Origin of the sequence: uncultured Brachybacterium sp. (assembly GCF_947500705.1) — a bacterium.
GTDB lineage: Bacteria > Actinomycetota > Actinomycetes > Actinomycetales > Dermabacteraceae > Brachybacterium.
This window is the reverse complement of the sequence record NZ_CANMSY010000004.1, coordinates 294,061-315,154: the sequence shown is the minus strand read 5'-3', so window position 1 is coordinate 315,154 and position 21,094 is coordinate 294,061. Positions and strand designations below refer to the sequence as shown.

Annotated in this window: 18 protein-coding genes; 10 read left to right on the top strand and 8 right to left on the bottom strand. The window is 70.9% G+C overall.

What is annotated here, in order from left to right; all coding sequences use genetic code 11:
* From Q0937_RS10130 to Q0937_RS10100, 7 genes are all read left to right on the top strand, one after another.
* The coding region (locus Q0937_RS10130; RefSeq protein ID WP_299303194.1) for a transposase at positions 1-225 on the top strand (225 nt) is incomplete at its 5' end.
* Between the two features lie 310 nt (positions 226-535).
* On the top strand, positions 536-5,014 hold the full coding sequence (locus Q0937_RS10125; RefSeq protein ID WP_299303192.1) for a lamin tail domain-containing protein: 4,479 nt from the start codon (positions 536-538) through the stop codon (positions 5,012-5,014).
* A 335-nt stretch (positions 5,015-5,349) separates the two neighbouring features.
* Positions 5,350-7,494: a glucose PTS transporter subunit IIA gene (locus Q0937_RS10120; RefSeq protein WP_299303190.1), complete on the top strand. Its 2,145-nt coding sequence runs from the start codon at positions 5,350-5,352 to the stop codon at positions 7,492-7,494.
* A gap of 127 nt (positions 7,495-7,621) precedes the next feature.
* The gene (locus tag Q0937_RS10115) at positions 7,622-8,500 is read left to right on the top strand and encodes a PRD domain-containing protein (RefSeq protein ID WP_299303189.1); all 879 of its coding nucleotides are present in this window, start codon (positions 7,622-7,624) and stop codon (positions 8,498-8,500) included.
* 57 nt (positions 8,501-8,557) lie between these two features.
* Complete coding sequence (locus Q0937_RS10110) at positions 8,558-9,118, top strand: GNAT family N-acetyltransferase (protein ID WP_299303187.1); 561 nt, start codon at positions 8,558-8,560, stop codon at positions 9,116-9,118.
* Positions 9,119-9,252: 134 nt separating this feature from the next.
* Positions 9,253-10,470, top strand: a complete 1,218-nt coding sequence (locus Q0937_RS10105; protein WP_299303185.1) for an acetyl-CoA C-acetyltransferase — start codon at positions 9,253-9,255, stop codon at positions 10,468-10,470.
* Positions 10,470-11,837 (top strand): acyl-CoA dehydrogenase family protein, encoded by a 1,368-nt coding sequence (locus Q0937_RS10100; protein WP_299303183.1) that lies wholly within the window; start codon positions 10,470-10,472, stop codon positions 11,835-11,837. The genes Q0937_RS10105 and Q0937_RS10100 overlap by 1 nt, the downstream gene beginning before the upstream one ends.
* Here Q0937_RS10100 and Q0937_RS10095 read toward each other — a convergent pair.
* From Q0937_RS10095 to Q0937_RS10075, 5 genes are all read right to left on the bottom strand, one after another.
* On the bottom strand, positions 11,821-12,555 hold the full coding sequence (locus tag Q0937_RS10095; protein ID WP_299303181.1) for a CDP-alcohol phosphatidyltransferase family protein: 735 nt from the start codon (positions 12,553-12,555) through the stop codon (positions 11,821-11,823). The two genes, Q0937_RS10100 and Q0937_RS10095, sit on opposite strands and share 17 nt — an antisense overlap.
* 154 nt (positions 12,556-12,709) lie before the next feature.
* Entirely contained in the window at positions 12,710-13,828 is a 1,119-nt protein-coding gene (locus tag Q0937_RS10090; RefSeq protein WP_299303179.1) for an AAA family ATPase, read from the bottom strand.
* A 64-nt stretch (positions 13,829-13,892) separates the two neighbouring features.
* Positions 13,893-14,702, bottom strand: coding sequence for a nitroreductase family protein (locus Q0937_RS10085; RefSeq protein WP_299303177.1), 810 nt, complete (start codon positions 14,700-14,702; stop codon positions 13,893-13,895).
* A gap of 2 nt (positions 14,703-14,704) precedes the next feature.
* The gene (locus Q0937_RS10080; RefSeq protein ID WP_299303175.1) at positions 14,705-15,034 is read right to left on the bottom strand and encodes a hypothetical protein; all 330 of its coding nucleotides are present in this window, start codon (positions 15,032-15,034) and stop codon (positions 14,705-14,707) included.
* On the bottom strand, positions 15,031-16,161 hold the full coding sequence (locus Q0937_RS10075) for a PLP-dependent cysteine synthase family protein (protein WP_299303173.1): 1,131 nt from the start codon (positions 16,159-16,161) through the stop codon (positions 15,031-15,033). The genes Q0937_RS10080 and Q0937_RS10075 overlap by 4 nt, the downstream gene beginning before the upstream one ends.
* 218 nt (positions 16,162-16,379) lie before the next feature.
* Here Q0937_RS10075 and Q0937_RS10070 point away from each other — a divergent pair, with 218 nt between their 5' ends.
* Entirely contained in the window at positions 16,380-17,243 is an 864-nt protein-coding gene (locus Q0937_RS10070) for a hypothetical protein (protein ID WP_299303171.1), read from the top strand.
* A 72-nt stretch (positions 17,244-17,315) separates the two neighbouring features.
* Here the strand turns inward: Q0937_RS10070 and Q0937_RS10065 are convergent, their stop codons facing one another.
* Positions 17,316-18,095: a GNAT family N-acetyltransferase gene (locus Q0937_RS10065; RefSeq protein WP_299303169.1), complete on the bottom strand. Its 780-nt coding sequence runs from the start codon at positions 18,093-18,095 to the stop codon at positions 17,316-17,318.
* Positions 18,096-18,342: 247 nt separating this feature from the next.
* On the opposite strand from Q0937_RS10065, the gene Q0937_RS10060 reads away from it, so the two are divergent.
* On the top strand, positions 18,343-19,110 hold the full coding sequence (locus Q0937_RS10060) for a hypothetical protein (protein WP_299303167.1): 768 nt from the start codon (positions 18,343-18,345) through the stop codon (positions 19,108-19,110).
* 64 nt (positions 19,111-19,174) lie between these two features.
* Here Q0937_RS10060 and Q0937_RS10055 read toward each other — a convergent pair whose 3' ends face one another.
* A complete protein-coding gene (locus Q0937_RS10055) occupies positions 19,175-19,657 on the bottom strand; it encodes an SRPBCC domain-containing protein (protein ID WP_299303166.1) in 483 nt (160 codons plus the stop codon).
* A 2-nt stretch (positions 19,658-19,659) separates the two neighbouring features.
* Complete coding sequence (locus Q0937_RS10050) at positions 19,660-20,031, bottom strand: helix-turn-helix transcriptional regulator (protein WP_299303164.1); 372 nt, start codon at positions 20,029-20,031, stop codon at positions 19,660-19,662.
* Between the two features lie 125 nt (positions 20,032-20,156).
* Between Q0937_RS10050 and Q0937_RS10045 the strand changes: the two genes are divergently transcribed.
* Positions 20,157-21,011 carry a hypothetical protein gene (locus Q0937_RS10045; protein WP_299303162.1) on the top strand — a complete coding sequence of 285 codons (855 nt, stop codon included), beginning with the start codon at positions 20,157-20,159 and terminating at the stop codon, positions 21,009-21,011.
* Positions 21,012-21,094: the final 83 nt, after the last annotated feature.

Below are 21,094 nucleotides of genomic sequence, written 5' to 3'. Positions count from 1 at the left end.
CGTCTGAACCGCGAGATCCGCCGCCGCACCGACTCGGTGGGCATCTTCCCCTCCCGCGAGGCGATCGTCCGCCTCGTGGGAGCGGTGCTGGCCGAGCAGACCGATGAATGGGCCGAAGGACGCCGCTACCTCGGCCTCGACGTCCTCGCCCGCTGCCGCCTCACCCTCACCACCAATCCCGTGAACGAGGTGAGCACCGATGCACTTCCCGCGCTGACAGCCTGATCCCTATCGCCGAAGGATCGCTACACCACTTCCGGGGACTTGACCGTCGCGGCGCACTGCCGCCGCGTCCACCGGGGAGGGCGAGCGCATCATCCCGCAGGTGGACCTCCCGCTGACGTCGCGCCCGACCGGAGTCGCCCTGGAGCAGAGCGGCGGCGCCACCGGAGGAGCGGTCACACCGTTATCGAACCGAGTCGGGCGATACATCTTCTCGTCACCGGGTCTTCTTCCGGGACCACTACTACTGGGAGCGCTCCCACCTCCGCGGGGAGCACGTGCCCCGCGCTCCCCACCCCGGAACGGACTCCTCATGCCCTCTGCCCTCACGGCGCGCCCCCGCGTCCTGCCCGCCAGCACAGGAGGTGCACACGCCCGTCGCGCCGCCGTCGCACTGCTGGCGGGTGCCGCCTTCGCCGTCGGCCCGACGCTCCTGCCGCTCGACGGAGCCGGAGCCCTCCACGGTCTGGGCACGCCCGCGGCCCACGCCGCCCCGCTCCTCGGCGCGCCGGCCCCCGCGGCCCCGGGCTCCACCGCCGCGGCGTCGCCGCTGCTGATCACCGAGATCGCCCCCGACATCGTGGGCCATGACGAGTTCGAGTTCTTCGAGATCACGAACATCTCCAGCGCCGTGGTGACGGTCGGCGGGGCCGATGGCCACGGCCTCTCCTACCTCTACGCCGATGACTCCGACACCGCTCGGGACGTGCCGCTGACCCTCGAGCAGCCCGTCGAGCTCGCCGCCGGAGCCTCCCTCGTGGTCTGGCTCAGCTACGAAGCGAGCAGCATCGACTCCTTCGCCCACACCGTCGAGGACTTCCGGGCGCACTGGGGCGCGGCCGAGGGGACCCAGGTGGTCCGGGCGACCGGGCAGGCCGGGATGGCCAACGGCGGAAACCGGGGCGTGCGCGCGCTCGACCCCGCCGGCACCGAGATCTCCCGCAGCTTCTACCCCTCCGGGTCCGTCGCCGCAGGGCAGAGCGCCCACTTCCAGCTCCCCGCGACCGAGGGCGAGCTCTCCGCCGCCCGGCTCGCCGGTCCCGCCGCCCCCACCCCGGGCACGATCGACCCTGCACAGCTCACCGCCCCGACCCTGGAGGAGCCCGAGGAGCCGGAGACGCCCGAGCAGCCCGCCGAGGCACCGTCGGCACCGCCCGCGGACTCGCTCGTGGGCCACCTCCAGATCACCGAGGTCACCCCCGACAGCACCAATGTCGGCGGGTCCGACGGCTACGAGTTCATCGAGCTCTACAACGCGACCACGGCACCGATCTCGCTGGCCGACTACGAGCTGCGCTACCTGTACACCAATGACGGCGCAGCCATCTCCAGCACCGCCGACTGGCCGCTCGTCCCGACCGATGCCACGATCGCCCCCGGCGGCACCATCGTCATCTGGGTGAAGAACGGCGCCAACGACGCGCTGACCAGCGAGGACTTCGCGACGCACTACGGCGTGGACCCTGCCGCGCTGCACCTCGTGGAGACCTTCACCGGCGGCATGGCCAACGGCAGCGGCCGCGGGCTGGAGCTGATCACCCGCGCCGGAGACAGCGTCCACCGCACCTTCTACAACCTCTCCGGCGCGGACGACACCGTCGCCGATCAGGGCATCCAGTATCGCACCGGAGGAGCGGCCGACGGCGAAGTGCCCGACTTCTCCCGCGGCACCCTGACCGGCACCACCGCCGCCACGCCCGGTGCGGTCGACCCCGCCCAGGTGCCCGCCGAGCTGGTCGAGGTGCCGGCCGACGGCCAGGCACCCCAGGTCACGGACCTAACCGCGACCGAGCTCGACCCGTCGGCCGATGCCGTCATCAGCCACCAGGTCACCGATGACGTGCAGGCCCGCACCGTCACTCTCCACCTGCGCTCGAGCGCGGGCGCGGACTTCACCGCCCACACCGTGCGCCGCACCGACGGCGACCGCTTCGACCACTCGATCCCCGCCGCGGACCTCACCGGCAAGCGCTGGTACGAGTACTACCTGGTCGCCTCCGACGGCACTCACGAGACCCGCACCGAGACCGCCCGCGTGAGCCTGACCGGCGTGGATGCGGCACCGCTGCGGATGAACCTGGCCGAGGGCCAGTTCGTCTCGGGCGCCACCGCTGTCTCCGTCGCCGGGGACGAGCACCCCGCCGATGCGGTCCTGAGCATCGATGGCCAGGCCCGCGCTGACGCCGCGCCCGCGCTCGAATCCGCTCCCGTGTTCGCGATGGAGGCCAGTCAGACCGACGTCTTCTTCCGCAACGGGATCCTGGTGGGCGACGAGGTCATCGAGATCTTCGACGAGGGCTTCTACGGGAACTGGGTCACCGTGGACACCGAGGTGCCGCTGCAGCACGTGGTCCAGGGTGAACAGCTGGTGGTGACCGTCGCCGCGGGCACCAAGGCCTATCCCGGCATCGACGAGAACGAGAACAACGACGACTTCACCATCCGCAACCTGCGCCTGATCCTGCCCGACGGCCGCACCCTGCGCCCGGCCGATCACGCGGATCCGGCAGAGATCATCGCCATGGGCGACTCCGCCGGCAAGCACGACCTGCTCGACGCGGTCTTCACGCTGCCCGAGGATGCCTTCACCGCCCGCGCCGTCACCTGGGACACCACCGCCGTCGAGGACGGCGAGCACGTGCTGACCGGCACCGATGGTGCCGGGAACACGGTCGAGCGCACCGTGGTCGTGGACAACACCGCGCCGGTGATCACCAGCCCCCTCGAGGACGGCGCCACCTACCAGGGCGAGTTCTCCCTCGATGCCTCCGCCGAGGACGCCGGCAGCGGGGTCGCCTCGGTGACCGCCACCCTCGACGGGGAGGACGCCGGCCTCCCGCAGGACGTCTCCTCCCTGACCCTCGAGCCCGGCGAGCACGTCCTGGAGATCACTGCGGTCGACGTGCTCGGCAACGAGGCCACGAAGACCCTCACCTTCACCACCCCGGAGGAGAACCCCACCGCCACAGCGCTCACCGCGGACGGCGCCACGGCCCCCGTCTGCGCGGACCCGCAGGTCGAGGTCGAGATCACCGATCCCTCCGGAGACCTGATGGACGTCTCCTTCCGCTCCGGGACCAGCGCGTCGCTGAGTGAGGGCACGGTGCAGGGCACCTCCGGCGAGGTGCGCGATGCGGACACCGCAGAACGCTCCGGCCAGGAGCTCGTGCCCGGACAGGCCACCGGCTCCGAGGACGCGCTGCCGTTCCACGAGTTCGCGGTCGACGTGCCGGAAGCCTCCGAGGACGGCGCCGAGGTGCGCCTGACCTGGGAGGGGGGCGCCGACCCGGGAGCCCGGGTGCGTCTGCTGATCGAGGATGCCGCCACCGGAGAGCTGGTGGAGGTCACGCATGCGTTCGCCGCCGAGGACGGCACCGTCGCCTTCGACGAGGTGGTGCCGGCCGCCGGGCACGTCGTCGACGGGCAGGTCCGGGCCGTGATCCAGCATTCCGTGGGCTGGGCCGGAGCGGACCTCTCCTCACGGGGCACCGCCGTCGAGCCGCACCATCCGGAGGCGACCGACCGCTCCGACTACGACTTCACGCTCGCCTGGGAGTCGGACACGCAGTACTACAACGAGGAGTTCTACGAGCACCAGCTGAACATCCACCGCTTCCTGCTGGAGGAGCGGGAGAGCCTGAACCTCCAGTACCTGTTCCACACCGGCGACATCGTCGACAACTTCGACCAGCCGGCGCAGTGGGCCAACGCCGACCCGGCCTACCAGATGCTCGATGACGCCGAGCTGCCGTACAACGTGCTCGCCGGAAACCACGACGTGGGCAGCATGGCAGGCGACTACTCGCAGTACGGGAAGTACTTCGGTGAGGCCCGCTACCAGGACAAGCCCTGGTACGGCGGCTCCTACGAGAACAACCGCGGCAGCTACACGCTGTTCAGCAGCGGCGGCGTCGACTTCATCGTGGTCTCGCAGGGCTGGGGCCCGGGGGAGGAGGAGATCGCATGGATGAACGAGGTGCTCGCGCAGTACCCCGAGCGCACCGCGATCCTCAACGTGCACGAGTACATGCTCACCACCGGCGGACTCGGGCCGATCCCGCAGCAGATCCAGGATGAGGTGGTGGCCACCAACCCGAACGTGTCCATGGTGATGAGCGGGCACTATCACGACGCGCACACGCGCGTGGATTCCTTCGATGACGACGGCGACGGCACCCCGGATCGCGACGTCACCCAGATGCTCTTCGACTATCAGGGACTGCCGGAGGGCGGCCAGGGCTTCCTTCGCCTGCTCCACTTCGACAACGAGGGCCAGCGGATGCTGGTGCGCACCTACTCGCCGTCCCTCGAGCAGTACTCGAGCGACGATCCGACCCTCACCCCCGAGGATCAGGACTTCGAGGTCTCCTATGAGCAGCTCGGCATCACTCCGCAGGAGAAGGAGCTGACCACCACGGAGTTGAGCGCCGATGTGCTCGATGATGAGGAGTTCGCCCTGGTCGAGAGTGCGGAGTCCGGGACGACGGTCGCGGCCGACGCCACCGTGCTCGGGGCCGGCACCCACTCCTGGTACGCGCAGGTCACCGATCCCCACGGCGGTGTGGCCCGCACCGAGGTGCGGGAGCTGACGCTCACCGAGGACGGGGCGGACTGCACGCCGACGGAGCCGGAGAAGCCGGGTAAGCCGGGTAAGCCGGGTAAGCCGGATCATGCGGGCACGCCCGGGAAGCCGGACCACGCGGGGACGCCGGGGAAGCCGGACCACGCGGGCACACCCGGCAAGCGGGGTCACGCGGGCACGCCCGACCACGCCGGTCGAGCGGACGGCTGACCAGCTGATCCGGCGCGGTCGCCGCGGCGCCGGATCCCGCCCCCGCTGAATCAAGCGGCCCGTCCTCCCTCGGGAGGGCGGGCCGCCTGCAGCTGATCGGAGTGATCACTCCCGTCCCGTGTACACCGGCGCAGGAGCCTGCTATGGTTCCTCTCCGAACCACCGTGTTCACCGGATTGTCATCCCCCGTCCTCGACGAGGGAGCAAGACCTGGAACCTGCTCATGCGCTCCGACGCATCTGCCGGGACCCGGGTCTTTTTTGTTGCCCGGAACCTGCTGCCGCAGGTCCTTCGACCCCAGGAAGACCGACCCAGGAAGGATGCGACGTCGCATCATGAGCACCTCCTCACCAGGGAGCACGTCGATCGCCGAGGACATCGTCCGCGGCGTCGGCGGTCCCGAGAACATCGAGAGCCTCACCCACTGCGCCACCCGCCTGCGCTTCCAGCTCCATGACGGCGAGAAGGTGGACCAGGAGGGTCTCGACGCGCTCTCCGGCGTGATGGGCACCGTGCCGCAGTCCGGCGATCGGTTCCAGGTCGTCATCGGCGGCGCGGTCGCCGGGGTCCACTCCCAGATCATGAACCTCCCCGCGATGGTCGACGGCGGCACGCCTCGCCCGCAGTCCGACGCCGAGGTCAAAGCCGGGATCCGTGCCAAGGCGAAGGGGAAGTGGTCCTGGCTGGACAGCTTCTTCGAGTACCTCTCGGACTCCTTCCGCCCGCTGATGGGCGTGCTGCTGGGCGCCTCGCTGATCATCGCGATCGCCTCGGTGCTCGACGCCCTCGGCATGATCGACTTCCGTGCGGAGAACAAGACCGCGACCTGGGTGTTCGTCGACGCGATGTGGCGCTCGGTGCTGTACTTCCTGCCGATCATGGTGGCCTTCAACGCCGCGAAGAAGCTGCAGATCGACGGCTGGGTCGGCGCGGCCGTGATGGCAGCGGTGATGACTCCGGATTACATGGGCCTGCTCGACGGCACCGCCCCCGGCGTCACCTGCACCACCAACGAGCTGCTCGGCACCGAGCAGTGCATCGCCCAGGTGTTCGGCCTGCCGATGCAGCTGAACGACTACGGCGGCCAGGTGTTCGTGCCGCTGCTGATGGTGGCGCTGCTGGCGCTGGTCTACAAGGGCCTGCAGAAGGTCTTCCCGCCCAATGTGCAGCTGGTGTTCGTCCCCTTCCTCGCGATGCTGGTGATGATCCCGGTGACCGCCTTCCTGATCGGCCCCCTCGGCATCTGGGCCGGCAACGGCCTCGGCGCAGGTCTGGCCTGGCTGAACGGCAATGCACCGCTCGTCTTCGCGATCTTCATCCCGCTGCTGTACCCGTTCCTGGTGCCGCTGGGTCTGCACTGGCCGTTGAACGCGCTCATGCTGCAGAACATCAACTCCCTCGGCTACGACTTCATCCAGGGCCCCATGGGCGCCTGGAACTTCGCCTGCTTCGGCGCCACCGCCGGCGTGCTGCTGCTGTCGATCCGTCATCGCGAGGCGGAGATGCGTCAGACCGCGACCGGCGCGCTCGCCGCGGGGCTGTTCGGCGGCATCTCCGAACCGTCCCTGTACGGGATCCACCTGCGCTTCAAGCGCATCTACCCGCGCATGCTGGTGGGCTGCCTCGCCGGCGGTCTGATCGTGGGCCTGCTGGGCGGCGTGAACACCTCCGTCTTCGCCTTCACCTCGCTGCTTACCATCCCCGTCTTCGACCCGATGCTCACCTATCTCATCGCGATCGTCGTCGCCTTCGTGGTCGCCATGGTCCTGGTCTTCTTCTCGGACTACCGGACCGCCGAGCAGCGCGCCGAGGCGAATGCCCGGCGCGACGCCGCCGAGGCAGCCGCCGCGACGTCGGGTGCGCCTGCCACGGCGGAGGCCGCTGCTCCCGTCCAGGAGCGCGAGCTCGCGACCGTCGGCGCTCCGGCGGCGGCGGGTGCTGCCGTCGCCGGTGGTGCCGCCACGGGTGCTGTCGAGACGGGTGCTGCTGGGACGGCCCCGGCCGCCCTGGCCGCCCCGGGTGCCGGCGACGTGGTCCTCACCGCCCCGGTCGCTGGTCGCCTGGTCCCGATCGGCGAGGTCTCCGATCCGGTGTTCGCCTCGAAGGCCCTCGGTGAGGGCGTGGGCATCATCCCGGCCGACGGGAACATCCTCGCCCCGGCGGATGGTCTGCTGGCCACCGTCGCCACCACCGGTCACGCCTTCGGCCTGCTGGCCGACGGGGGTGCGGAGGTGCTGGTCCACGTGGGCATCGACACCGTGAAGATGGACGGCGAAGGCTTCGACGTCCGCGTCGAGCAGGGTCAGAAGGTCCGTGCCGGCGAGCTGCTGGCCGTGGTCGACCTCGAGGCGATCCATGCCGCGGGATACGACCCGATCACGCTCCTGACCGTCCCGAACACCTCGACCTTCGCCGCGGTAGAGCCTGCACCTGCGGCCGATGTCGTGGCCGGGGACTCGGTGGTCATCGCACGCCGCTGACCCGCTGGTCCGGTGCGCGTACCCTCCCATGCAGAGGGTGCGCGCACCGCAGGGCCGACAGGCCGCCGGCCGGCAGCTGGTGCGAGCGCCCTCGACGACGAGGGCCGAGAGGAGAGGTGCTGTGCCGATGAAGGTGCTCAGGGTCCTCAACAACAACGTCGTGCTCTCCCGCGACGAGGGCGGTCAGGGCGTCATCCTCACCGGGCGCGGCATCGGCTTCCGCGCACAGCCCGGTCAGGAGGTCGATCCCGAGAAGATCGTGCAGGTCTTCGTCCCGGCCGATGGGCGGGATCCCGACCATCTCGCCGAATCCTTCGCGATGATCGACCAGGAGGTGCTGCGGGCCGTCGTCATCGCGCTGCGCGAGACGGGCATCGAGGATCGCGAATCCCATCGGCCCACCCTCGCCATCGCCGTGGCCGATCACATCTCCGGAGCGCTCGAGCGGCTGCGCCAGGGGATCGAGATCGAGTACCCGCTGCAGGCCGAGGTCCGGACCCTCTACGCCGAGGAGTACGACAGGGCCCGCCGGCTGCTCGTCGAGGTCAACCGACAGGTGGATCCGAAGCTGCCCGAGCATGAGGCGACAGCTCTCGCGCTGCACCTGGTCAATGCCGGGTTCGCGACCGGCGACCTGTCCTTCACGTACACCATGACCGGTGTCATCCAGCAGATGCTGGCGATCGTGGGGGAGCGGTTCGGGATCCTCGTCGACCGCCACTCGATGGCCGCCGCCCGCTTCATCACCCATGTGCGCTATATGTTCGTGCGCATCCAGCAGCACCGTCAGCTCGACGGCGAGCAGTCCCTGATCAGCCGCACCATCTGCGAGGCCTATCCCGAGGCGGCACGCACGGCCGAGCAGCTCGCCGTGATCGTCCGGCTGCGGATGGGCGATGCCCTCTCCTTCGACGAGATCGCCTACCTCGCCCTGCACGTGGCCCGGATGACGACGGAGGCCGAGGCCGCCGCGGCGATGCGGCCGGGTGGCGCCGCGGAGGGGTGACCCCTCCTCGGGGAAGAGCGTCTTGCGCAGGGGCTGAACGTCGCCTTGACTGAGCAGATGGACTCCGCCGCCGACGACCCCGGACCGGTCCTCGTGACCGAGCGCCTCCACCTCCGGCCGTGGAAGGTCGAGGAGGCCGCGATCCACCGTCGGCTCTGGATCGACCGGGATCCGCGGGTGCCCGTCCACCGCCGGATCGATGCCGAGGGCCGCCCGAGCATCGGTGATCTCGAGGACTGGATCCGCCGCAGCACCGCGGAGTCGGGACCGGGGCTCGGTCTGCTGGCGCTCGAGCGCATCACGGACGGCGCGGTCCTCGGGTACTGCGGGCTGGTCCACGACGGCCCGGGCTCCGCGGCGCTGGAGGGCGATCCTCCCGGCCCGGAGATCGCGTTCGAGCTGCTGCGCGCGGCCCAGGGCCACGGCTATGCGACCGAGGCCGGGCGGGCCGTGATCCGTTGGGCGCGAGAAGCGGCCGTCGAGCGGGTGCACGCCACCGTCTGGGCCTGGAACACGGCATCCCTCCGAGTCCTGGACAGGCTCGGGTTCGAGACGAGGAGCCGCCGCACGGCCCGTCCGAAGGACGGAGAGCTGCTGGTGCTCACGACGGTCCTCTGACCGGGCGGCTCCTAGGGGTGCTCGACTTCCCCGGAGGTATCTGCAACCCGTAGTATCAGGAACGTCGGGCATCGTGCATATCGCCGAGCCCGGCCGGCAACCGCCCCAGACACCGCCGTCGAAGGAGAACCCTCGTGCCCGAGGCCGTCATCGTCGCCACCGCCCGCTCACCCATCGGCCGCGCCCGCAAAGGGTCGCTGAAGGACATCCGCCCCGACGACCTCGTCGGCCAGATGATCCGGGCCGCCCTCGACCAGGTCCCGCAGCTCGACCCCACCACGATCGACGACCTGCAGCTCGGCTGCGCGATCCCCGAGGGGCAGCAGGGCGGGAATCTCGCCCGCACCGTCGCCGTCCGGCTCGGCCTGGACACCGTGCCCGGCGCGACCGTGACCCGCTTCTGCGCCTCCTCGATCCAGACCACCCGTGCCGCCTTCCACGCGATCGCCTCCGGCGAGGCCCGCGCCGTGATCTCCGCCGGTGTCGAATCGATCTCCGCGAGCTCCGGCAAGCTCATGGAGGAGGACGCCCGCGACCCCCTCTTCCGCGAGGCCTGGGAGCGCACCGCGCAGCGCGCCACCCGGGAGATCCCCGCCCCCTGGCACGATCCGCGCGAGGACGGCGAGCTGCCCGACGCCTATATCGCCATGGGCCAGACCGCCGAGAACGTCGCCGAGCTGCGGGGCATCTCCCGTGCGGCCCAGGACGAGTACGCCGTGCGCTCCCAGAACCGCGCCGAGGCCGCGATCGCCTCCGGCTTCTACGCCCGCGACATCACGCCGGTCACCCTGCCCGACGGCACCGTGGTCAGCGCGGACGACTCCCCGCGCGCCGGTGTCACGCTCGAGGCCGTCGGCGGGCTGGACCCCGTCTTCCGCCCCGAAGGGACCGTCACCGCCGGCAACTGCTGCCCGTTGAACGACGGCGCCGCGGCGCTGATCGTCATGGAGGCGGAGTACGCGAAGGAGCTGGGCATCACCCCGCTCGCCCGCGTGGTCGCCACCGGTGTCTCCGGCCTCAGCCCCGAGATCATGGGCCTCGGTCCGGTCGAGGCGACCCGCAAGGCGCTCGCGCTCGCCGACCTGACCATCGAGGACATCGACCTGGTCGAGTTCAACGAGGCCTTCGCCGCGCAGGTGCTGCCCGCCGCGGAGGACCTCGGCATCGACCACAACAGGCTCAACGTCCACGGCGGAGCGATCGCGCTCGGCCACCCCTGGGGTTCCACCGGCGCCCGCATGACCACCACCCTGCTCCACGGCCTGCAGGAGCGCGAGGGCCGCTACGGCCTGGCGACCCTGTGCGTGGGCGGCGGCCAGGGCATGGCCCTCATCATCGAGAGGATGATCTGATGACCAGCCACGACTCCCATACCCAGCCCAGCACCCAGCCCTCCGGGTGGGGCAGCCCGACCCCGGGCCACATCTCCCTCGGCGGCAACCCCGGACCCCCCGAGGACGACCGCCGGGACTCGGTGGTCACGGGCCGCGCCGTCGTCTCCCCGCCCGACGCCGCCGCCGCGACCCCCGCCGAGCTGATGCCCGCCGCCGCGGATCACTACGCCCTCTTCCAGGACATCGCCGGCGAGGACCTCAAGGCCTGGGCCGACGCCCGCTCGCTCGCCGCCGAGGTGCTGCCGCAGATCAACGACTGGTGGGACCGCGGCGAGTACCCGATCGAGCTGATCGGCCGGCTCGGCGAGCTCGATCTGCTCACCGACGGCCTCGACGTGCCCGGTCACCGCACCCTCTCCCCGCTCGCGACTGGCCTGGTGAACATGGAGCTCTCCCGGATCGACGGGAGCGTCGGCACCATGGTCGGTGTCCAGGGCGGCCTCGCGCTGCGCTCGATCATGCTGCTGGGCTCCGAGGAGCAGAAGCGGCGCTGGGCCGAACCGCTCGCGCGCGGCACCGAGTACGCCGCCTTCGCCCTCACCGAGCCCGATCACGGCTCGGACTCCGTCTCGCTCGAGACCGTCGCCCGCCGCGACGGCGAGCACTGGGTGCTCTCCGGCCAGAAGCGCTGGATCGGCAACGGCGCCGGCTGCCACCTGACCGTGGTGTGGGCGAGAGTGGATGATCCCTCCGATGAGGCCCTGAACGGCCAGGTCAGCGGGTTCCTCGTGGGCCAGTCGCTGCCCGGTTACGAGGCCGAGGTGATCCGCGGCAAGGTCGCCCTGCGCGCCATCCACCAGGCCCACATCACCATGACCGACGTGCGGATCCCGCTGGATCAGCGCCTTCCCGGCGCTCGCTCCTTCAAGGACACCTCGAAGGTCCTCTTCGCCACCCGCGCGGGGGTCGCCTGGGGCGCGCTCGGTCATGCACTGGCCTGCTACGAGTCCGCGCTCGAGCATGCCCAGAAGCGCATCCAGTTCGGTCGGCCGCTCGCGAAGGCCCAGCACGTCCAGGTGCGCCTCGCCTCGATGCTGCAGACGCTCACCTCGATGCAGCTGCACTGCGTGCGGCTCGCAGAGCTCGAGGCCGCCGGCACGATCCGCCCCGAGCAGGCCTCGCTCGCGAAGGTGCACAACACCCGCGCCGCCCGCGAGATCGCCTCCGACGCCCGCGACCTGCTGGGCGGCTCCGGGATCCTGCTCGAGAATCGCGTGGTGCGCCACCGCAGCGACATCGAGGCCCTGCATACCTATGAGGGCACCGACACCATGCAGTCGCTCATCGTGGGCAGGTCGATCACGGGGGTCAGCGCCTTCGCCTGAGGTGGTCCCGTGAGGGCATCCGCTGCGCACGCCTCTGGGCGTGCTCGAGTGCGATGACGTCCCGTCCGAAGGAGACGAGCAGCAGCCCGAGCGCCACCGCGATGATCGCGGTGGCGGCCTGCGTCGGCAGCACCGGCACCATGGCGGTGAGCAGGGCGACGCCCTGGAGTCCGCCGATCACCCGCCGCAGCTGGCTGAAGTCCAACGGGCGGCGCAGCGAGGGCCGGATGAAGGATGCCGCGACGTACGCATAGCGCATCAGTCCGATCGCGAGCGCCCAGGGCCCCACCACGGTGGCTGCGAGCACGGACAGGACCAGGGCCAGGCAGGCGTCGGCCTCCATGTCGAGCCGGGCCCCGACCGGGCCGGCGGTGCCGGTGCGCCGGGCGACGGGGCCGTCGAGCGCGTCGGAGAGGAGCGCCGCCGCGATGAGGGCGGCGAGCGGCCAGGACTGTGCGGTCAGCGCCCCGCCGAGCACGAGCACGGCCGCGGCCGCGAGCGCCCCGGCCGCCAGGTGCCGCAGCAGCGTCAGCAGATCTGCGGTGGTCACTTCGCCGGGTGCGCGCGGCCTCAGGGTCGCGGCGGCGACCAGGGCCGGGGTCAGCGAGGACACGAGTGCGACGGCGGAGAGCGCTGCAGCAGCGGGCGCGGCGAGCAGGAGGATCGCGAGCGCGAGGATCAACTGCCCCAGCGCGAGCAGCGCGAGCACCGTGCTCACGCGCCGAAGGGTTCGCGGCGGGGCAGGATCTGGCAGCGCCGTCGTCATCGGGCGAGCGTAGCGTGCAGGGATCGCCGCTCGCGGAGAAGGGGACGGCGCCGGTCTGCCGAGCTCGCCGTGGTCGATGCTCCGGTCGGGGGCCGACGGAACCGCCCTAGTGGTGTGTCAGCAGGTCGGCGAGGCTTCTCACGTGGTCGACGGGGTCAGCGCTGCTGACGTCGATCCTTCGAGCGGGCGGGGCGGACTCGGCGTATGCGTCGCGCTGCCGCAGAGCGTGCTGGAGCACCGCCGCGCGGGTATGGCTGGTGGCACCCACCAGATCGTCACCAGCGAGACGCGCACTGTCACCGCCGTTGCGGGCTGCGATGCGCTCGATGAGCACGTCACGCGGGGCATCCAGAAGCACCAGCCGTGCACGAGATCCCTGAAGCGTCGCGACCAGGGCCGGGGTCAGGTTGCCGTTGACGACGGTGCGGACCGCTCCGGCGTCAGCGAAGGTCTGCGCCAGAGAGGCGACGGAACGACAGATCAGCTGGTCGCGCAGCGCCGCGTCGGCATGCACGAATCCGAGCTGGTCCGCATCGAGATAGCCGGTCGGCTCACCTCTGCCGGCGCAGTCCATGAAAAGGCCCCAGGAGATCGTGGACTTTCCGACTGCGCGCGGTCCGTAGACGACGACGAGGTCGTCACCATCGAGCGGCTCGAGGCGTGGCGGGCGCTGGAGTGCGGCGGTGGGCCGCAGGTGCAGGAGGTCGTCGGCCGTTCTCGCGGCGTCACCGGGAGTCGTGGCTGTGGTATCGATGCGCGGTACCGCGTCCACGCTGCGCCAGGCGTCAGCGTCGGCGATGACCATGTCCACGAGGTGCGGAGACCAGCCCCGCTCTCGGACGCGGCGCCGCAGCGTGCCGTCGTCGGCGGTGACCAGGCACCACGTCACGACGGCCTGACCAGCTACACCGGCTTCGAGGACCGGCAGCTGATCCGGGGTGATGACGCCGGAGACGATCAATGCTCGAGTTCCGAGACTGCGATGGACGTCCACGAGACGGGCAAGGTTGGCAGCGGCCAGATCGAACACGTCGCCGGACTCCGGCGCACGCATCGTGAGCTGATCGATATCGACGTAGCCGACCCGTTCTCCGTGATGGTTGCCGAACACCTCCCACGCGATCACCGACTTGCCGGCCCCCGGGGGCCCGCAGAACCACAGGATGGGCAATGGCCCTTCGGCGGCCTCCGGCTGGGCCCAGGCCCGGTGGGTCCGATCCGTCATGGAGATCCTTTCGGGGAATGCGGGGAGGGCGCATCCAGCACCCCGCATCCAGCACGAGTTCCGCTCAGCGGTCCGGCCGGGTGTCCTCGTCCCACCCGGTCTGGGGGTTCTCGCAGGTCTCCCGGAAGACGAACTGGGAGGGCAGCTTCCGCTCGCGGCTGGACCAGTCGATCGCTGGCCGACGCGACGTCTCGGGCAGATAGCCGAGGCGGTAGACCGCCATCAGCTCGAGCTCCTCCGGGACCCGCAGGAGCTCGACGATCCGTCGCCAGTTCTCCGGCACCTCCATCGGGAAGGAGACGAACTGGATGCCCATCCCGAGCTGGGTGGTGGTCAACCAGAGGTTCTCCATCGCCGCGCCCATGCTGAACACCGAGTAGAAGCCTGACAGCGCCTCGGGGCGATACTCCCCCCGCTCGAGCATCACCCCGACCAGCAGCGGTGACCCCGCCACCAGCTTCCGGTTCTCCTCACCGAGCTTGCGCGGCACCCGCAGCCGGTTCATCAGCTTCTGCCCCGAGCTGGTGAACACCTGGCTCGTGAAGGGGCGCAGCAGCGCCGGGAGACGGTCGAACAGCATGCCGCTGCGTGTCTCGTCCATCTCCTGCTGGGAGAAGCGGAAGTACTTGCGGTAGCGATGGAAGAACGTGCCCTCGCCCATCACCTGCGTCATGCTCTCGCCGCTGACCCGGGCGATCTCGCCGATCGTGCCCGGATCCTCGATCAGCACGAAGCGCCACGGCTGGCTGTTGAACTGGGAGGGTGCTGCGGCGGCGGCGCGGATCAGCAGCTGCTGGTGCTCGGGACTGACAGGGTCGGGGCGGAACGGACCGTTGGTGGTGCGGCGGCCGAAGACGGCATCGAGGAATTCCATCATCATCTCCGTGTCAGAAGCAGGGCGGCGGTGAAGCAGGGGGCTGCGAGGGCGGCGGTCCGTGCGTGGCGGGAGAGCGGACGCGACCCCCGGCGCTGCAGCAGCACGAGCGGGAGCACGGCCACCCCCAGGGCGACCGCCGACGGGTCACGGTGGGCGACGCCCAGGGCGAGGGCGAGGCCCGTGGTGGAGGCCGTGGCGATGAAGAGCCCATGATGCACCCACCGCGCTCCCGAGGTGTCGACCACGCCCAACGCCACGCTCACGCCCAGCGCAGCATTGGCGGCGTAGCAGGCGCTGGCGATGCCCACCGCAGTGCGGACGATGCTCATGGACGGGTCCCCTGGGGGCTTCCCAGCGGCAGCATCCGCGCGAGAGCCTCCCGCCACGGCCCCAGCTCCCAGCCCTGCGCCGCGACCCAGTCGTCGTCGAAGTAGGTGTCGGAGTAGCGGTCCCCGGGATCGCACAGCAGGGTGAGCACCGAGCCGGCCTCGCCGCGCTCGCGCATCTGTCCGATCAGCTGCGCGGCGGCGACGAGGTTGGTGCCGGTCGAGGCGCCGACCCGTCGGCCCAGGTGCTCCGAGAGATACCGGGCCGCGGCGACGGAGGCCGCATCGGGCACCCGGATCATCCGGTCCACCACCCCGGGCACGAAGCTCGGCTCGACCTGCGGGCGGCCGATCCCCTCGATCCGGGAGCCCTGGTCCGTGGTGACCATCGGATCCTGCTGCACCCAGCCTTCGAAGAACGCAGAGTTCTCCACATCCGCGACGCACAGCGAGGTGGGCAGGCTGCGATACCTCAGCAGGCGGCCGAAGGTCGCGCTGGTCCCGCCGGTGCCGGCGCCCACCACGATCCAGCGCGGCACCGGATGCGGTTCGAGCTCCAGCTGCGCGAGCGCGCTGACGGCGATCGAGTTGTTCCCACGCCAGTCGGTGGCCCGCTCCGCATGGGTGAACTGGTCCATGAACAGCCCGCCCTGCTCCTCGGCCAGCCGCTGCGCCTCCCGGCTCATCAGCTCCGCGCTCTCGACCACGTGGCAGTGCCCGCCGGCCGCTTCGATCAGGGCGATCTTGCGGGTGCTGGTGCCGCGCGGGATCACCGCGACGAAGGGGATGCCCAGCATCCGCGCCACATGCGCCTCGCTCACCGCCGTCGAACCGGAGGAGGCCTCGATCACCGGCATGCCCGGCCGCAGCTGACCGTTGACCAGCGCGAACAGGAACAGCGAACGGGCCAGGCGATGCTTCAGGCTGCCCGCAGCGTGGGTCGACTCGTCCTTGAGGTAGAGCTGGATGTCCCAGCTCGCGGGCAGGTCCACGCTCACGAGATGGGTATCGGCGCTGCGGCGCCCGTCGGCCTCGAGACGACGGATGCGCTCCGCCACCCAGTCCCGCAGGGAGATATCGCTGCGATCCACGTCCTCGAGCCGCTGCGGCCACGTCGCTGTGTCGGTCATAGGGACGACGGTAGCGGGCTCCGGGGAGAGCGGGCACCACCGACGCCGACCTCCGAGATCGCGTGCACGGCGCGAGGAGCAGAGGAGGAGATTCTGCAAAGAGTGGTGCGCGCAAGCGTCAAGAGATCGTAAAGTCCATCATGAGGTCGCCGGACGGCGGCCGTGCTCCACGGCCCGACGGCACCGCCGTCGCCGTTCTTCGGGGGAAGGGACGCCTCATGCACACCACCACCACGATCACGCGCTATCGAGCAGGACTGCTCGCGCTCGGGGCCCTCGCCGCACTCCTGGCCGGCTGCACCACGGGACCGGCATCCGCCGAGGACCCGGCCGCCGCGGGAGGTGCCGGTAAGACCGTCGTGCAGGAGGCACCCGACCAGGAACGCTCCGACGTCCACGACGCCGCAGCTCCTGCGGCGGAGGACGCAGAGGGCGCCGCCGCGCCCGACTCGGAGATCCCCGGACAGTGGGACGGGACCGTCTCGACCGAGCGATTCGCCGCGGAGGCCGACGGCTCGTACCTCGCGATGATGACTCTGCACGGCGAGGCGGCCGTCACCACGATGAGCGCCGAGGACATCGCGGTCACCGAGTTCCTCGCCGGTGCCGACGCGCAGTGCGAGGGGGAGGCCGTGCTCGACGGTGCCGCCGCGAGCTGCACCTTCGTCGCCATGGACGGCTCGGGGGACCAGCAGTTGGCCCAGGTCCGTCTGGTCCCCACCGGCTTCGGCAACACCGCGCTGCTGTTCGGGGTGACCGACGAGCCCGGCGCCGCTCTCCCGGTCGCACCCGGTGCTGCACAGGGCCTGCAGACCCTCGGGGGCGGGGACGTCTCCGTGGTCACTGACGAGGAGCTGGCAGGCGCGGCGACCAGCGGGATCCTGCTGGGCTACCGCAACGACGGTGAGCTGCCCGCGGACCTGTCGGTGACCTGCGAGGTGAGTGATGGCGGCGAGCACGGGCTGTGCGAGGTGACCGGCACGCCGGACGGCGGCGGGGACGGCACCTGGTACGCCTCCGCCCAGCGCGGGTTCGACGGGGACCGTGCCGCGTACCTGTTCACCCAGCTGCCGCAGGAGTGAGCGCAGCAGTGGTCGAGGCGGCGGGGCGTGCGGTGGGGGCCGCACGCTCCGCGCCCTCGCCCGCCGGCGATGTCACGGCGTGCGGACGGCTCCGAAGCTGAGCCGGCGCCGGAGTGCAAAGCCGAGCTTCTCGTAGCCGCTGATCGCGGAGGTGTTGTTCGCGGAGGCATGCAGCAGGGCGCGGTCTCCGCGCTGCTGGATGTGGAAGGCGACGTCGAGCACCAGGCGCGAGGCCAGACCCTGTCGGCGATGCTCCTCGTCGACCGCGACGGCACTGATCTCGGTCCAGCCTGCCGGGTGCAGGCGCTCCCCGGCCATCGCGATCAGGCGGCCCTCACGACGCAGGCCCACGTAACGACCCATCTCGTGGGTGCGGAGCTCGAAGGGCCCGGGCCGGGTGCGCTCGACCAGCGCGTGCATGTCGGCGGCGTCCGCAGCGCCCAGCTCGAGCGCCTCCTCATCGGGCCGCGGGGCGAGGCGGCCGGTCTGGACCAGCTGCACCCCGGGGATCGAGAACACCGGGGCCCAGCCCGCGGGCAGCAGCGGATCGGCGTGGGAGACGCTGACGGTCGCGCCGTGCCCGAACTCCTCGAGTATCGCGTCCCACACGTCCGGATGCCCCCAGTCGCGCACCCCCACGAAGGGGGAGACGTCGCCCGGATAGCGCAGCACGTGCTCGTTCCCGTGGGCGAGGTGTCGGTGATGGCCGGTCAGCGAGGACCAGGCGGGGTTGTCCAGCACGGCGGCGTCCGCCTCGGCGACGCTCGAGATGGCGGGGGTGGCGGCCGCACCTTCTGGTTCGCGAGCATCGATGTGCAGCGGCTCGGGAACGGACGGGTCATGAAGTGTCATGCGAGGTCCTCGTGCTGGGGATGGGTACGGCCGGGCCCGGGGTCGAACAGGGATCACGAGGATCGATGGACAGCCGGCAGGACCGGGCGGGGGCGACGTGGTGACTCGGACACGCTACTCCCGTCATCCCGGCGCTGAGCCCGAGGTATGGGCTCGTCGTTCTCGGATAGCGTGATCTCGTCCGTCGTCCTCGCGGCGGGCCCCTCATGCGACCGAAAGGACCCCGGCCGCCTCGCGCCGTCCGCTCATGACTCAGCCTCCTCAGCCGCCTCAGTCCCCGCTTCCGCCCGGTCCCGGCAAGGGCCCGATCCTCGCGATGGTGGGCTGCGGCCTGCTGGCGCTCGTGCTGCTGCTCTCGCTCGTCGGATTCTTCGGTGTCCGCGCGCTGATGGGCGACGGCGACGACGAGCAGCCCGCCACCTCGCAGGAGGAGCCCCCGGCGGACGAGGGCTCGACCGAGCCGGAGGCGACCGCAGAGCCCGCGGAGGAGACCACGGAGCCCATGGAGGAGGCGACCACCGAGCCCGAGGAGTCGCCCGAGCCCACCGAGGAGACGGCGCCCGTCGGCGAGGCCAACGCCGTGCCCAAGGGCACCGTCATCACGCTGGAGGACCCCAACGAATTCGCCGGTTCGCTGGATATCGCCATCGGCGACGTGAACTGGGATGCCACCGCATGGGTCAGCGAGCAGAACAGCCACAACCCTCAGCCCACCGACCAGGGCAGATACATCATGGTCCAGGCCGAGGTGACCTACCACGGGCCGGACACGTTCAACTCCTTCGCGTTCGTCCCGCTGGACTACGTCGCGGCCGACGGCACTCCTTACGAGGATGCCGGCGTCGTCACCCCGGACACCTCGGCCACGCTGAATCTGCAGGACGGACAGTCGGGCACGCTGCACTCCGTGTTCATGATGCCCGCGGACGTCCCGGAGGGCGGTCATTTCGTGGTCTCCGACGGCATCACGCAGGAGGAGGCCCTCGTCGAAGGGCAGTGGATCGAGGCAGCCTGAGCCGCAGCGTCCCCGGTCACCGCGGGTGGCCGGCGACGCTGCGCATGCGGGGTCGGATCTGCGGTCAGGCGACCAGTGCGTCGATCTGGTCGATCGCCGTGCGCGAGCCTTCCTCGACGCCCATGTCCAGCACCGTCTGCAGCCCTTCGCGGCTGGCGTAGGAGGTCACGTACACCGCGCGGGTGCCGTCGTCCTGCGCGCTGAAGGTGGAGACGCAGGTGGAGATCGGCAGGTCGGTGTTCGGGGTGAAGTCCTCGTGGGCGAAGCCGTCCTCGTAGCTGAACGAGCGGGGTTCATCGACCTCGAGCACCGTCCAGTACCCGTAGAAGCGCTCGCCCTCGGGGCCGGTCATGTAATAGGTGACCCGGCCTCCCGGGGTGAGGCTGTGGTCCACCACCGTGGCGGGGTACTCCGGGGGTCCCCACACCTTCTCGAGCTGGCGCGGATCCGCATAGGCCTCCCAGATCCGCTCCACCGGCGCGGCGAACTGCGCGGTGATCGTGAGGGTGAGGTGGTCCAGGTCGTGGGTGATGTCGGTGACGGGCATGGTCACTCCTTCGTGGTGGGCCCGGTGCCGTGGGGGGATGAGGCGGGGGTGGCGTCGGACTCCAGCAGTTCGTCGATGCGGGTGATGGGGTCGCGCCAGCCGGACTCGAGCTCGGTGAGGAGCGCGGAGGCGGAGCGGAGGGCTCCGGTCTCGCCGCGGGTCAGGGTCTCCCTGCCATGACGGCGCCGGATGATCAGCCCGGCCCGCTCGAGCACCACGACGTGCTTCTGCACCGCGGTGAGGCTCATGGGGTAGTTCCGGGCCAGGGAGGAGACCGACTGCTCACGCTCCAGCACCCGTCGCAGGATGTCCCGCCGGGTGCGATCCGAGAGCGCGTGGAACCAGGCATCCGCCTGGTCGTCGTTCCTCTGCATACGAAAAATGTACAACCGTAGGGTTGCGGGTGCAAGGGGTGGGAGCGAGCCAGATGCAGGACCGGGTTCAGTCGCGTCGGGGGCGGGGTCGATCCGTGAGCCCTGTCGCGCCTATGCTCGACGGCATGGCACAGGGGCGGGATTCTCCCACCGGCTATGACTGGGAGGCGCACTCCGACCCGTCCGAGCCGGCTCCCCTCGCGCTGCCCGATCGTGATCGCGTCCTCCGCGACGATGCGCCCCACGATGCGCCTTACGGGGCGCCCTCCTTCACCTACGACCCGCAGGAGCCGCTCGAGGAGGGGCCTCGACGTGGCGGGTTACCGGCCTGGGCGATCGTCGCCATCGTCATCGTGCAGGCGGCCGCGCTGGTCGCCGTCGTCGGCCTCGTGATGGGCGGGCTGCAGCGGCTCGCCGACCCGTCGCCCGCTGCGCCCGTGGCCGCCCCCTCCAGTGAGGAGGAGAGCGCGAGCGTGGCGGCGTCGCAGTCGTCGCAGGAGCGGGAACCCGGCGTCGTCACGGATTCCGCAGGGCGGGAGGTGACCGACGGGACCGGCGGGTACGACCGCCCGGCAACCGTCGGCGAGCACACCGTCAGCTGGACCGCCTGGACCGACGGGGCGCTCGGCGTCACCCCGCTCGAGGTGGACACCGCCGCGACCGCTCCGGGGGCCGACGGCAAGGACGTGGTCCAGGACGGCTACCGACTGGTCCTGGTCACCTACGAGGTGCGCTACGACGGTCCCGGCCAGCTGGCCCCCGCCGAGGAGCTCTGGCTGACCGGCGAATCGGACCGCACCTACTTCCCCGACATCGCCGAGGGCCTGGTCCCGGACCCGATGACGTCGATCAGCCCGCTGGACAGCGGTGAGAGCGCCCGGTTCCGCAGCGCCTTCCTGGTCCCGGAGAAGGAAGTCGACACCTTCCGACTGGGCGTGGAGACGTTCAGCGGAGAGCTCCTGTACTTCACGACCGGTTGACCATGCAACAGGCTCCTCCCCGCCCCCGTCGCAGCACGCTGCGCAGCGCACCGCTCGTGCTTCTCGACGACCTGCAGGTGCCC

Bases quoted from the DNA above. Each gene is read 5' to 3' on its own strand.
- Q0937_RS10125 (WP_299303192.1), top strand. From the start codon at position 536: ATGCCCTCTGCCCTCACGGCGCGCCCCCGCGTCCTGCCCGCCAGCACA.
- Q0937_RS10120 (WP_299303190.1), top strand. From the start codon at position 5,350: ATGAGCACCTCCTCACCAGGGAGCACGTCGATCGCCGAGGACATCGTC.
- Q0937_RS10115 (WP_299303189.1), top strand. From the start codon at position 7,622: ATGAAGGTGCTCAGGGTCCTCAACAACAACGTCGTGCTCTCCCGCGAC.
- Q0937_RS10110 (WP_299303187.1), top strand. From the start codon at position 8,558: ATGGACTCCGCCGCCGACGACCCCGGACCGGTCCTCGTGACCGAGCGC.
- Q0937_RS10100 (WP_299303183.1), top strand. From the start codon at position 10,470: ATGACCAGCCACGACTCCCATACCCAGCCCAGCACCCAGCCCTCCGGG.
- Q0937_RS10090 (WP_299303179.1), bottom strand. From the start codon at position 13,828: ATGACGGATCGGACCCACCGGGCCTGGGCCCAGCCGGAGGCCGCCGAA.
- Q0937_RS10085 (WP_299303177.1), bottom strand. From the start codon at position 14,702: ATGGAATTCCTCGATGCCGTCTTCGGCCGCCGCACCACCAACGGTCCG.
- Q0937_RS10080 (WP_299303175.1), bottom strand. From the start codon at position 15,034: ATGAGCATCGTCCGCACTGCGGTGGGCATCGCCAGCGCCTGCTACGCC.
- Q0937_RS10075 (WP_299303173.1), bottom strand. From the start codon at position 16,161: ATGACCGACACAGCGACGTGGCCGCAGCGGCTCGAGGACGTGGATCGC.
- Q0937_RS10070 (WP_299303171.1), top strand. From the start codon at position 16,380: ATGCACACCACCACCACGATCACGCGCTATCGAGCAGGACTGCTCGCG.
- Q0937_RS10065 (WP_299303169.1), bottom strand. From the start codon at position 18,095: ATGACACTTCATGACCCGTCCGTTCCCGAGCCGCTGCACATCGATGCT.
- Q0937_RS10060 (WP_299303167.1), top strand. From the start codon at position 18,343: ATGACTCAGCCTCCTCAGCCGCCTCAGTCCCCGCTTCCGCCCGGTCCC.
- Q0937_RS10055 (WP_299303166.1), bottom strand. From the start codon at position 19,657: ATGCCCGTCACCGACATCACCCACGACCTGGACCACCTCACCCTCACG.
- Q0937_RS10050 (WP_299303164.1), bottom strand. From the start codon at position 20,031: ATGCAGAGGAACGACGACCAGGCGGATGCCTGGTTCCACGCGCTCTCG.
- Q0937_RS10045 (WP_299303162.1), top strand. From the start codon at position 20,157: ATGGCACAGGGGCGGGATTCTCCCACCGGCTATGACTGGGAGGCGCAC.